The sequence below is a fragment of the Brachyspira pulli genome (assembly GCF_036997785.1).
GTDB classification, from domain to species: Bacteria; Spirochaetota; Brachyspiria; order Brachyspirales; family Brachyspiraceae; genus Brachyspira; species Brachyspira pulli.
Map to the genome: position 1 here is coordinate 18,784 of NZ_JAWLQI010000007.1, position 14,082 is coordinate 32,865.

The following is a 14,082-nucleotide window of genomic DNA, read 5'->3' on the forward strand; positions in this document are numbered from 1 at the left end:
GATACTACTTTATAAGAACTATAAACTTTAGAAGATTAAGTAATTATGAATGAAAACATTTTAGTAGTAGAGCATAGAACAGACCTTTTAGACAGGTTCGTTGACCTCTTAAGAGAAAGACATTATAATCCTATAGCAACTAAATCACGTTCTCAAGCTGTTAATATATCTAATGAAAGTACATTAGACCTAATATTATTGGATGCAGATATAGGAGACTCTCAGGGTTTGCAGCTCCTTGATACTTTTAAAAATCAAGAATCTACTAAAGGTACTCCTATAATACTTTTAAGTACTCCTTATAGAAAAATGGAGTTTATAGAAGAAGCTCTAAGTTTAGGGATAGACGGACTTATATTCATACCTTTCGATGAAATGGAGCTTATTGTAAGAGTAAACAGCTGTCTTAAATACAGAAAATTATACGTAGAACATCAGAAATTACTTAAACAGGCTGATTATCTTCAAAATTCTTTAGCTGACATGACAGAAGTTTCCAATAGAAATTATCAGTCATATAAAGAAGCACAAAAAAAATATGATGATATATTGAATGTAGATTTAGAAACTGGTCTTTGGAATAAAAAAGAGTTCTATTCTCAATTCAGCAGATTACTTTATGAAACTGTAAGACATGAAGAAACTATAGTTTTAGCTTGTTTTTCAATAGACGGACTAGATAGTATTATTAATGAATTTGGTATTATAGCAGCAGAAGAAATAATGCTGAAATTCACTGAAGTTTTAAGAAAATCAACTAGAAAAGAAGATATTATTGCACGTTTTGACAATAATCAATTTATGGTTGCTTTTAACAGAATGAATATAAGACTATATGATAAAAAGGTTGATGAAATAAGAGATTTTGTTGATAAAAACGAATTAGAATATAATGGTATGATTATCAAATATACAATATCCGCAGGTATAGCATACACAGCATACAAAAAAAATTATCATATTGAAAATATGGAAAAAGAAGTAGCCCCTGTACTTTTAGCTTTGCATAATGCTAAAAGAAGAGGCTTTGCAAGTCTTTTTATACACCCTACAATTATTAAGAGGTAATATTATGGTAATTCATCTTGATAGAAATAATAAAGAAAGTATGGAATATGTAGCTAATGAAGTTACAAAAGTTATTAATGACGGAGGAGTAGTAATTTCACCTACTGATACTGTTTATGGAATGCTTGCAGATGCTTTGAATGTAGAAGCTATAGATAGAATATATGAAATTAAAGAAAGAGAAAGAAATAAACCTCTTTTAATATTATTAAAAGACATAAAATATTCTGAAAAATTCTGTGATGAAAAAGTACCTGATATAGTTAAAAATAATGTACCAGGTGAATTAACTTTTATAATGCCATTATCTAATTCATTAAAAAAGCATTTTATTTATCTTAAATCAACAGTTGCTTTAAGAGTTCCAAATGATGAATATATGCAATTAATATTACAAAACACTCCGCCTCTTGTAGCTCCTTCTGCCAATCCAAGCGGTGCTGGTGTTATACTTGATGGAAATAAACTTGAAGAACTTTATAAAGACAAAGTTGATTTAATAGTTAATGCCGGAATATTAGAAAATAAACTTCCTTCTACTTTATATGATTGTATAGAAAATAAAGTACTTAGACAAGGAAGTGTTAAACTTGATATTTAATTAAATTGTATCTTAAATCAAAATCTAATTATATTTACAAACTTAATATTATTCTGTAACTGATTCCTAAAATATATAGTACTTAATTCGTACATTTATGAAATTTATATAAATAGCAAAATTAAAAAGAAATATAATATCACAAAAGGAATACAATTTGCATTCCTTTTGTTTTTAGATATTTGGTTTATTTATGTATGAGAATTAATTGAGTTTTCAAAATAAAAATATTTTTTGATAATCAAATCTTGATATAGAAATATATTAATATGATTCAAAATATTTGAATAAATACTTATATATAATCAGTGCTCTCGACTTGATTATTAATTTTAGGTAATCCGACTTTGTTAATTATTCAAAATTAAACTTTACGGTTGCGTGCCAGCGTAAGATTCTCACCCACATTTCCCTATTGAATGGCTTATATTATAAATGAAATTACACTTTATATCAATACTATTTAATTTAAATAAATAAAAAAATTTACAATTATTATTTTTACAATCTATTATTTTTTATATACCTTAAATAAAATTTGATTAAACTAATTAAAAGCTTTATTTTGAACCCCACCCTTTAAACTTTAAAAACTTATTTTGAATTTCTGTTTTCATTATCCATATTGCTAAACTCTAAAAAGCACACCCACCCAAGTTTAAATTAAATTTTTAATCTATTCTACGCACGGTTAATAAAATATTCTTTATAAATAACATTATATTATTAATCTAACTATATTTTTAATTTTGTTCAGCGTGCGTGAAGTTAAATTCAAAATCTAAATTCCACTAGGGCGGGCATGCTTTTTCTTTATTAACTAAAAAGAAAATTAAAATATAATTTTTCAAATTATATAATAAAAAATAGAGGGCGGGGAATGATAATAAAGTTATAAAGAAATAAAATCATGGAAAATATAGATTTAATAAATAAACTATTATATAATTGAAATAATTTTTAAGGAGAGATGATAATGAAAATATTAATAGTTTCAGGTTTTTTAGGTGCTGGAAAAACAACACTCATAAAAGAAATGGCTAACAAAACAAAAAGAGATTTTGTAGTTATGGAAAATGAATATGGTGATGTTGATATAGATTCTAATATGCTTAAAGATGAAGGCATGAATATCTGGGAATTAACTGAAGGCTGTGTTTGCTGCAGTATGAAGCAAGACTTTGCAACTTCAATTCTTACTATAGCCAATTCACTAGACCCAGAATATTTAATAGTAGAACCTACCGGAGTTGCTAAACTTAGCAATATTATAAATAATATAAAACAAATTGAATATGACAGAATAGTACTTCTTAAACCAATAACTATTATAGATGGAAATGCATTTGATAGTTTCGTTAATTCTTATGATGATATTTATGTTGATCAGATTTTAAATACTTCAAAAATAATCATTTCAAAAATGGAATCTAAAGAACAGTATGAAACAGATGAACTTATAAAAAAAATAAAAGCATTAATGTCAAAAAATGAAGTGTCTTATGATAATGTAGAAATTCTTAATGAACATTACTCTAATAAAAGTAAAGATTGGTGGGAAAGTATTTTAAAATCATTTTTAGATGATAAATATAAAACAAAAGAATTGGAAAATTCCCAAAATGAAGAAATGCCGGATTCTATAAGTATGAAAGGCTGCAGCGTAGTTAATGAAAATAAATTTATGACATTGTTGGAAGATATAATACATGGAAGGTTTGGATACATTGCAAGATCAAAAGGCTTCATAAAATGCGGAAATAATTATTTAAGATATGATGTTGTAGGCGACAGATACGCCGTTACGGGTGCCACTGAAAATGATGAACTTGAAATAGTATTTATAGGAAAAGATTTAAATAGGAAACTTTTACGCGAGGAGTTCCAGCCTATTTATAGAGAAAATATCAAATATAAAGAAGATGATTGTCATGAGCATCATTGTCATGAAAACCATTGCCATGAACATCATGATTAATAATAGTTTGTACAAAAATCTAAATAGTAAGAAATGGTACTAATTTTTTACTATTTAGCTGTACATAAAAAGTGTATACTTAAATTAGTTCTTTTTTAATAATGAACCTGATGTTGTGGTATTATCAGTATTTTCTATTGTTAAATTCATATAATCCGAATAAAAAGCAAATGTATAATTCTTTGAATTTTTACTTGCATGATATATATTATCTTCAGTTTTTGTTAATTCTGATTTTAATATAGTTAATTGATCATCGTATTCATTTCCGCCTGTTATAGTAATATCAATGGAATTATCATCATTAACTATTAAAGTACATTTATTAGGAATAATCTGCCTTGTATTTTCTCTGGTATTCAAAGCACCTTCATACCTTCCATTATATTTTTCAATTTTTTCTATTGGGTCATTAGAAAAACAACCTATCATAAAATAGGCAAAACAAAACAATATTAAAACTTTTAAAATCTTATTCATAATCATAATCCATAATATTAATATTTAAAAATTTTTATTTATTATATATTTAATTTTTATTTTATCAATTTCTATAGAACAATAAATTGAAATTTGATATATGAAAATAACTATTTTTTTAAAATTATTATAAAATCACATATTTACATATACCTATATACCCTACTTGAAATTTATTAAAAAAAATGATATACTTTTTATTGTTAGACTGTTTTAACATTTTAGTGTATAATATAATGCATTATTTTTAAAAGGGGTTTGTATTTATGAAAATGACTTTAAGAATAGGCGGTATGCATTGTGCTGCTTGTTCAAGAGCAGTAGAAAGAGCATTGAAAAAAACTGAAGGCATAGAAGAAGCCAATGTTAATATAGCTACAGAAAAAGCTGTTCTAAATTTCGATGATAAAAAATTAAAATATAATGATATAGTAAATGTCATTGTAAAGGCTGGATATCAAGTTCTTGGAAAAGAGGAAGATCCTGCAGAAAGAAAAGCAAAAGAAATAAAAGAACAGAAGATAAGATTAATAGTTTCTGCAATATTTTCTATACCGCTATTTTATATATCTATGGCACCAATGGTAAGTGTTGTAAAATTCCCGATACCTAGTTTTTTGGTGCATCATATAAATCCTCAAGTATTTTCTATAGCAGCAATACTTTTATGCGTACCAGTAATGATATCAGGATATAAATTTTATACATTAGGTTTTCCTGCACTTTTTAGAGGTGCTCCTAATATGGATTCACTTGTAGCTATAGGCACTACAGCAGCATTTGTATATAGTGTATACTCTACAATTTTAGCATTTATGGGACTTAATCCTCATGGAGAAAATCTATATTATGAATCAGCTGCAGTTATAATAACATTAGTTCAATTCGGAAAATATTTAGAGGCTAGAAGTAAAGGCAAAACAGGTGAAGCAATAAAAAGACTTATGGGACTTCAGCCAAAAACTGCAACTGTAATAAAAAATGGTGAAGAAAAAGAAATTAAAATTTCAGAAGTAAAAGTTAATGATATAGTATTGGTTCGTCCCGGAGAAAAGATTCCAGTAGACGGTGAAATCATAGAAGGCTACAGTAGTGTTGATGAATCAATGCTTACAGGGGAAAGCATACCAGTTGAAAAAACTGTAGGTGATAAAGTTGTTGGTGCTTCAATAAATAAAACAGGAAGTTTCAAGTTCAAAGCTACAAAAGTAGGAGCAGACACAGCATTAGCACAGATTATAAAATTAGTTGAAGATGCTCAAGGTTCAAAAGCACCTATTGCACATATTGCCGATGTTGTATCTTCTTATTTTGTACCTGCAGTTATTACAATAGCTTTAATATCAGGAATTATATGGTTTATAGCTATTCATAATTTTGTATTTTCTTTAACAGTATTTGTGTCAGTACTTGTTATAGCTTGTCCTTGTGCATTGGGGCTTGCTACACCTACTGCAATAATGGTTGGTACAGGAAAAGGAGCTGAACTTGGAATACTTTTTAAAAATGCTGAGGCTTTAGAAATATCACAAAAAATAAATACTGTAATGTTCGATAAAACAGGAACTCTTACAGAGGGTAAGCCTTATGTTACAGATATTATTTCTGATGATAAAGATAAATTACTTTTAATATCTGCAAGTGCTGAAAACGGAAGCGAACACCCATTAGGAGAGGCTATAGTAAGAGAGGCAAAAGAAAAAAATATCACTCTTTTACCTATAGAAAATTTCAAAGCCATTGCTGGTTTTGGTATAGAAACATTTATTGAAGGCAAAAGAGTTTTAATGGGAAATGACAAGCTTATGTTCAAAGAAAACATTGACATAGAAAAATATAATTCTGATATGGATAAACTTTCAAAAGAAGGCAAAACTCCTATGTATGTTTCTTATGATAATAAACTTCTTGGAATAATAGCATGTGCTGATAGATTAAAACAAGAAAGTATTGATGCCGTTAAAAGGCTTCATAAACTTGGAATAAAAACTGCGATGATTACAGGCGACAACAAAAACACAGCTAATTCAGTAGCAAAAGAGGCCGGCATTGATATAGTATTTTCAGAAGTGCTTCCAGAGGATAAATCAAAGGAAGTGAAAAAACTTCAAGATGAAGGATTTATAGTTGCTATGGTTGGCGACGGTATAAATGATGCCCCTGCCCTAACTCAAGCGAATGTTGGCATAGCAATCGGAAGCGGAACCGATGTTGCTATTGAAAGTGCTGATATAGTATTAGTAAAATCAAATACTAATGATGTTGTTACTGCAATAGAATTAAGCAAAGCAACTATGAGGGATATAAAACAAAATCTATTCTGGGCTTTTTGTTATAATGTGCTTGGTATTCCTGTAGCTGCTGGTGTTTTACATATATTTAGAGAACCTTTAATAGCTTCAGCAATTGGAGATTTTTTAGTTTCTATTATGGGTAAAGATTTACTATTAAATCCAATATTTGCTGCTTTAGCTATGAGTTTAAGTTCTGTATGTGTTGTTAGTAATGCATTAAGGCTCAATTTTTTCAAACCTAGTAAGTGATATTCTCCTACAAATTAGTTTTTTTAATCATACTTACTCCAAAGCCATAGGGACTAATAATCCCTATGGCGATTTTTTTAACGCACGTTAAATAAATCCTATTATATAACAAAAATTATATTATTAATCAGTTTATATTTTTAATGTCATTCACCGTGCGGTATATGCATCACAAATTTAAAAAAAATCTGGGCGGGCAGCTAAAATAACAGTAAAAACTAAAAAGAAAAATAATTTAAAAGTTACAGAATAAATCAAAAAGCCTAAAGGGCGGGCAAGTGTAATTAAATTTTAAAAATTATAAAAAACTATGCTTAAACAAAATCATTGATTAGAGTGTGTAATAAATAAAACTTGAATTTTAAGCAAAAAGACATATAATAAGCTATATTTATAATTCTGGAGATCAATTTATGACTTTCCCGCTTCCTTATGAAAACGATTTATCAAATGAAGAAAAACAAGATATAGACAGTTTTATTGACAGTGTATATGAACAATGTAAAGATGATTCTAAAGAAATTACCCAATTAGCTATGGAGGCAAGTTTTGGAATTAATGCTGGAAAAAATAGAGCTAGAGAATTATGCAGACAGGGATTTTTTAAAAATTTATTATGCAATGTAACAGGAAAAAATAGAAAAATAAGAGGAGAAATAGACAGAGATTTTGCTGTTTCACAAATAGCCTGCATAAAAATGATACAGAAATTGGCAGAGCATAATAAACTCACATTTGAAATGATAAAAAATATTAACTTAAAATTAAATTGCCTTGTAAATGCAATAGATGAAGAGATTAATCAAATATATTTACAAATGAATGAATTTATGAAGCAGGTTATGGACAAATTTATTGAAATGTCCAAGAGCATGAAGAGACTAGAAAGTAAAGTTAATATACATGATTTAGTTATTTTCATAAAACATCATGATATAAACGGAGTGAAATTTACAGATTTAAATATCAATGAGAAGTTTTTATATTTTATATCCGAATTCTTTTTAACAAATAAATCTCTATATATAGAATCAGATTTAATGAATTTAAGATATGTTATGAAAGAAATAGGAATAGAGTCTGATGATAAAATCTCTCTTTTAAGTATTTATGATACATTGATATCAAACTCAAGCATTGCAGATAAATTTTTTAAAGCATTCGATAAAGAAAAATTAAACTATATTGAAGATTTTACAATGCCAATATTAGGCAATATAAAGAAAATAGAAAAATTGGAGAATGAAGAAAAATATATTACAGATAGCATTGTTGAAATGTCATCAAAAGACAGAAAAGAAGTTATATTAAACTTATTAAAAAACTATTCTTATAATAATTTGAATATGGATTTGGAAAAAGAAAATTCATACTTTGATTTATCCATATCAATATTAGGAGAGATGAAAAATATTGATAATTTAATCATAGATATAATGGATGAAGATTATAATATTGAAGAAGATATAAAAGTAATTGAGCCTCCTAAATATACAAGATATGAAATAGCCTTAGAGTTATTAAAAGGAAATAAAAATATTGATGCGGTTCTTTATTTATTAAATAAGGCAAAAGATGAAGGATTAGATACAGCAGAATTATATCAATTAATGGGAAAAGTAAATTTATCATTAAAAAAATATGATGAAGCTGCCAATAATTATAAACTTTCTATAGAAAAAGGCTTAAATGATTACAATAATAATTACTATACTGCAATGAGCTTATTCTTTGCTAAAAAATATAAAGAAGCTAAAGATTATATGATTAAGGCTTTAGAAATAGAACCTGATAACTTTGAGGCTAATTTAAATTTAGGTGTAATATATAGAGTATTAGAAAATTATAATGAAGCTATAAAGTATTATGATGAAGCCATAAAAATCAATGATAAAAGCGACATAGCATATATAAATAAAGCTGAAGTAGCAGCAAAAAATAATGCCAATAAAGAGCTAATAGAAAGTCTTTTAAATATGGCAATATATTTAAATCCAGAACATAAAGATCGTTTTAAAATAGAAAATCAATTTAGAACTGATTTATATTACTACTTATATTATATAATCATATTTGACGGCAAAAAAATTGAATATGGTAAGAAAACTATACTTGTTGGTGTAGCTAATGTAATGGCTCAAGTAAATAAACTATTTAAAGGTAAGTAAAAATGGAAAAATTAGGGCTTGTTTTGGACGGCGGCGGCGGTAAGGGTGCTTATCAAATCGGCGTTTGGAAGTATTTAAAAGAGGTTGGGCTTGATAATAATATAAAGGCTATTTCCGGTACTTCGGTAGGAGGGCTTAATGCTTGTCTTTTTGCTCTAAATGATTATGAGCTGGCTGAAACTTTATGGACGCAGAAAATACAGGATAAAATTTTAAGTCTTGATGTTGAAAAAGAAGATATAAAAGTTATATTCTCTCAAATAATGAATATTCTTTCAATACCGCATAATACTGCTATTGCTATATTTAACTTTTTAAAAACTTTGGTATTTAAAGGTGTTTTTTCAAGAAAAGGGCTTTCTGATTTAATAGATGAATATATTGATTTAGATGCTATATCAAAAATGTATTTTCCTATATATGCCACTTGCACAGAATTTCCTACATTTAAAACTCAATATTTCCAATTAAATGGTAAAGATAAAGAAACTATCAAAAAAATACTTCTTTCCACTTCAGCAATACCTATTATTTTTCCTATGCAGGAAATAAATAATATACAAGATAATATATACAAAGAAGGCAAAAAATCATATTGGGACGGAGGTATAAAAGACAACTCGCCTATTAAACCTTTACTCAATATAGGATGCACAGATATTATAGTAATACATTTTGATGGAAAAGAAATATTAAAATACAGAAAAGAGAATGTTAACATTTATGAAATATGCCCGAAAGAAGATTTAGGAAATATGATAACAGGAGTACTTGATTTTTCTCCAGAAGGTGCATACAGAAGAATTGCACAAGGCTATAATGATGCTAAAGAAATTTTACAAGTAGTTGTTGATATTGCTAGGGCTCAGGCTGGTATAGTGAAAGATTTAGACATCATAAGAAATCATGAAAAAGCATTCAAGCAAAATAGAAAACAGGCTCTTGAAAAAAGGCAAAAATTAAAGTCAAATCTAAACAGTACTATGGAATCATTTATGAATATTGATGAAAATAAAAAAAATTATTTGGAAGAACAAAACAAAAAAAATCTTGAATAACAAATTTTAAATTTATTTAACGCACGTTAAATGAATCCATATATATAACAAAAATTATATTATTGGTTAGTTTATATTTTTAATGTCATTCACCGTGCGGTATATGCATCACAAATTTAAAAAAATTCTGGGCGGGTAGCTAAAATAACAATAAAAGCTAAAAAGAAAAATAATTTAAAAGTTACAGAATAATTCAAAAAGCCTAAAGGGCGGGCAAGTGTAATTAAATTTTTAAACTTATTTCGTATTATATCGCATACAAAAATATGCTTATAGTCTAATCAAAATAATTTTTTCTGTACAAAATTATTAAAAAAATAAATTATATAAGAAACTTTTAATCGTATAATTCGTCTAATAAAGTAAATAGCATACTATATATTTTAATAAAAATTAACTAATATCGTAAGCAGGAGGAGAATTATAGATGAGAAATACGATTAAAATACTTGTAGATATAATAATGACTATTCTATTTTTTGTTTTAATGAACTATTATTTTACAGGACGTACCATACATGAATATTAGGATATTTGATTTTTATATTTTTTGTACTTCATCATATACTCAATTTTAATTGGTATAAAAATCTGACCAAAGGAAAATATAGTTTTAACAGATCACTTAATACATTTATAAATACTATGCTTTTTATATGTATGCTTGGATTAATTATAAGCGGAATATTATTTAATAAAGATGTAGTTAATTTTTTTAATCTTACAAACATCAAAGTATTTAATAAAAAACTGCATATAGTTTGCAGCCATTGGGGATTTATATTGATGTCTATACATCTTGGAATGCATTGGGGTATGTTTATAAATATGAGTAAAAAATTTATAAATATAAAAAAACAAATATACATAATAATCGCTTTATTAATAGCTATATATGGAATAGTTTCATTTATAAAAAGAGGTTTTTATATTCAAATGTTTGTAATTACAAGAGTGCCTAAAGTTGAAGAACCAGCAATATTTTTCTTTATGGACCATGTCGCCATAATGGGACTATTTATATTTATAACATATTATTTGCATATATTAAGTAATAAATTAAACAAAAGGGATATGATAAAATAGTACTAATAATATAGATAAATTATTTAACGCACGGTTAATAAATTCCTATAATATAACAAAAATTATATTATAAATCAATTTATATTTTTAATTTCATTCATCGTGCGGTATATGCATTATAAACTTAAAAAAATTTTGGGTGGGCAGTTAAAATAACAACAAAAGTTTAAAAGAAATACAACATGAAAATTACAAAATAAAATTTTAAATATAAAGGGCGGGCAAGTGTAATTAAATTTTAAAACTTTATTTACACACCCCACCCTCTAAATTTTTTATTCCGATTTAAAATTTCTATTTTTCATATACTTATTATTTAAATTAAAAAAGCATGCCCACCCAAGCTGAGTTTAAATTTGATATGCCATCACCGCACGCCAAATGCATTTTGCTTATATGAAATATTTATATTATTAATGAAATTATACTTTTTATACCATTAACCGTGCGTTCATAAATTTTATATAATTTAATTTTAAAATAACTATTAACAAATAAATAAAAAAATATATAATAGGTATATGATTAATATAAATAATAAATATTTTAATCTGATTCAAAATAAAGCCCCATCACAAATAAAAGAGGGCGATATTGTACGATATTCTGTAATGCGTAAATTAGATTCTAATAAAGCATTAATAAATATTATGGGCAATAAAGTCATAGCACTTTTTAAAAACGGCATGACTGATAAAGGCTTTGCATTAGTAAGTAAGAAAAACGGCGAAGTAACTTTAACGCTCTTAAAAGATGCTGCCAGCCTAAAAGAAGCCAGAGAAAATATGCATTCCAATAAAGCTAATGTATTGGTAAATATAGCTGAAAATAACTCAGAAATATCAACTTTACTTTCACAGAAAGGAATAAAACCTAGTTATGAAAATATCAAATATCTTGAAACGGTATTGAAATATCTTCCTGACTTAGACAGCAATAAAAAAAAGTTCATACTAAATGCCATGTCTAATGGCATATATTTAACGGTAGAAGAAATAAACTCTTTAGGAAATATTTTCAGCAAATTTAACGACCTACTGGGTATTATAAAAAACTCTAACAAAAACGATGAAACAACCGAAATATTACTAATGCTTTTTAATAGTGTTGCAGCAAATGGTAATAATGATGATCTAGCAGAAAATTTAAATAAATATATACATGCAAATGCTAATTTTAATGCATGGTTTATGCTCTTTGACATGCTTCATAATGAATTGCCTTCTGATAATTCTAATATGCTTATGCTTCTATTAAAAGTATTATCTTCTAATAGAAAAAATAGGAATTTTAAAGAAACTACTTTTATGATCCCTATACCATTTATAATAGATGGGGAAGTAAAAGAACTATTGCTTTATGTAAATAAAGATGAAAATACAAACAGTAATAAATTTACATTTACTGCTTATGATGATAATAAAGAGTTATGTGAAATAAAAATTTCAAAGTATAATGAAGAAAAATATTTGCTTAGTATTATATTATTTGACAAAAAGTTATATAATAGATGTAATAAAGAAGAGATTAATGAATTGCTGAGAAGTTTTGAAAATATAGAAACAGAAATTAATTATGCGGGGAAGAATAATGAATAATAAGCAAGATATAGAAAACGCTGTTGCCCTTTTATATGATAGGGAAATACATAATGCCCCAGTTGTTATATCTAAGGGAAGCCACTATTTAGCGAAAAGAATGGTTGAAATAGCACATAAGAATAAAGTTCCTATAGTTTCTGATGAGGATACTGCTAAGCATTTAATGCAATTAGAAATAGGAGAAGAAATACCATATTCACTATATGAGGCTGTAAGTATAATACTAAAATATATATATAAATTAAAGGCAGAATAAAGCAATGGCAAAATTAACTAAAATAAATATTAACGATATAAAAACTAAAGCAGAAAAAAAAGATATATATCTTCATAATAATTTTCTTGCTTCTACTGGGTTTATAGAATTAAAAGATGCTGATATAGCCCGTTTCCAAAAATGGGATATAGATGAAGTATTTGTTGAGGATACTAATAGCTCTGATATTCCAGAAGTAAATGCTGATTTTGACAAATTTATAAGAGAGTATAAAGTCTTTAAGAAAATTTATTTAAATATAATAAAGAAAGTAAAAACAAGTTTAGGTAATTATAAAAATAATAATATAGTAAACATTAATGAACTTAATGAAATAATAGATGAAATATTGGATATAGTAAATAGAAATCTTAATAGTGTACTTCAATTATTTAACATAGCTAATTTACCAAGAGCAGATGAATATTATATAAGATCTTTAAATGTATCAATGATATCTATGATTATTGGCCGTGCAATGAAGTTCTCTGAAAATAGAGTGAAAAAACTTGGTGTAGGTGCTATGCTTTATGATATAGGGTTAGTTAAAGTACCTGACAAAATATTAAATAAAATAGGCAGGTTCACTACAGAAGAATATAATGAAGTAAAAAAACATACAGTTTACGGATATAAAATCATGAAAACCAGTTTTAGATTTGATGATGAATTAGCAATGATATCATTAGCCCATCATGAATTCTTTAATGGTAAAGGATATCCTAGAGGACTTGTCGGCAATCAAATACATTTATATGCCAAAATAGTCAGCATTGCTCATACAGTAGAGAAAATGCTAAAATACAGAAGAATATCTCTTGCTAAAAACAAAATAAATGAACAAAAATCTACTTTCAATTTAATGTTAGATAAAAACACAGATAATTCAAAAAAGAATATATTTTTATCAGATGCTGTAAGAGAAATCATACATGGAGCTAATACAAAATATGATCCAAATATATCAAAAACTTTTGTAAGCATATTTACTGTATATCCTATAGGCTGTATTGTACTTTTAAATGATAAGAGAAAAGGCTTTGTTTTTGCTACTAACCCTAATTTTCCAATAAGACCTATAATCAAAATAGTGTCTAATGAAAATGGTGAATTTATAGAGGACGGTGAAACTATTAATTTACTAGAAACAAACCAATTGTTTATAGCTGGTGTTGATAAAGATACTGACTTTTTAGAGGAGGTAAAAACAAAGATATTAGATTCAGAAGAAGAAAAGTAATAT

Annotated in this window: 10 protein-coding genes and 1 pseudogene; 10 read left to right on the plus strand and 1 reads right to left on the minus strand. The window is 26.5% G+C overall.

Translation table 11 applies throughout. From position 1 onward, the window contains the following. Positions 1–45: 45 nt before the first annotated feature. The 3 genes from R4K56_RS02950 (at position 46) to R4K56_RS02960 (ending at position 3,647) form a co-directional block, all read left to right on the plus strand. Entirely contained in the window at positions 46–1,068 is a 1,023-nt protein-coding gene (locus R4K56_RS02950) for a GGDEF domain-containing response regulator (protein ID WP_297296719.1), read from the plus strand. 4 nt (positions 1,069–1,072) lie between these two features. Then, positions 1,073–1,669, plus strand: coding sequence for an L-threonylcarbamoyladenylate synthase (locus tag R4K56_RS02955; protein WP_335773011.1), 597 nt, complete (start codon positions 1,073–1,075; stop codon positions 1,667–1,669). A 976-nt stretch (positions 1,670–2,645) separates the two neighbouring features. Further along, positions 2,646–3,647, plus strand: a complete 1,002-nt coding sequence (locus tag R4K56_RS02960; protein ID WP_335757548.1) for a CobW family GTP-binding protein — start codon at positions 2,646–2,648, stop codon at positions 3,645–3,647. 84 nt (positions 3,648–3,731) lie between these two features. On the opposite strand, the gene R4K56_RS02965 is transcribed toward R4K56_RS02960, so the two are convergent. After that, the gene (locus R4K56_RS02965; protein ID WP_335772029.1) at positions 3,732–4,127 is read right to left on the minus strand and encodes a hypothetical protein; all 396 of its coding nucleotides are present in this window, start codon (positions 4,125–4,127) and stop codon (positions 3,732–3,734) included. A gap of 266 nt (positions 4,128–4,393) precedes the next feature. On the opposite strand from R4K56_RS02965, the gene R4K56_RS02970 reads away from it, so the two are divergent. The 7 genes and pseudogenes from R4K56_RS02970 to R4K56_RS03000 all read left to right on the plus strand — a co-directional run bounded on the left by R4K56_RS02970 (position 4,394) and on the right by R4K56_RS03000 (position 14,079). Beyond that, complete coding sequence (locus tag R4K56_RS02970; protein ID WP_335772030.1) at positions 4,394–6,670, plus strand: heavy metal translocating P-type ATPase; 2,277 nt, start codon at positions 4,394–4,396, stop codon at positions 6,668–6,670. Between the two features lie 413 nt (positions 6,671–7,083). Then, the gene (locus R4K56_RS02975; RefSeq protein WP_335772031.1) at positions 7,084–8,838 is read left to right on the plus strand and encodes a tetratricopeptide repeat protein; all 1,755 of its coding nucleotides are present in this window, start codon (positions 7,084–7,086) and stop codon (positions 8,836–8,838) included. 2 nt (positions 8,839–8,840) lie between these two features. Beyond that, positions 8,841–9,896: a patatin-like phospholipase family protein gene (locus R4K56_RS02980; protein ID WP_335772032.1), complete on the plus strand. Its 1,056-nt coding sequence runs from the start codon at positions 8,841–8,843 to the stop codon at positions 9,894–9,896. A 427-nt stretch (positions 9,897–10,323) separates the two neighbouring features. After that, a pseudogene (locus R4K56_RS02985) lies at positions 10,324–10,982 on the plus strand (DUF4405 domain-containing protein). Positions 10,983–11,503: 521 nt separating this feature from the next. After that, positions 11,504–12,580 carry a hypothetical protein gene (locus R4K56_RS02990; RefSeq protein ID WP_335772033.1) on the plus strand — a complete coding sequence of 359 codons (1,077 nt, stop codon included), beginning with the start codon at positions 11,504–11,506 and terminating at the stop codon, positions 12,578–12,580. After that, complete coding sequence (locus R4K56_RS02995) at positions 12,573–12,839, plus strand: EscU/YscU/HrcU family type III secretion system export apparatus switch protein (RefSeq protein WP_297296702.1); 267 nt, start codon at positions 12,573–12,575, stop codon at positions 12,837–12,839. Before R4K56_RS02990 ends, R4K56_RS02995 begins: the two co-directional genes overlap by 8 nt. A 4-nt stretch (positions 12,840–12,843) precedes the next feature. Then, complete coding sequence (locus R4K56_RS03000) at positions 12,844–14,079, plus strand: HD-GYP domain-containing protein (RefSeq protein WP_335757542.1); 1,236 nt, start codon at positions 12,844–12,846, stop codon at positions 14,077–14,079. The last annotated feature ends 3 nt before the right edge of the window (positions 14,080–14,082 follow it).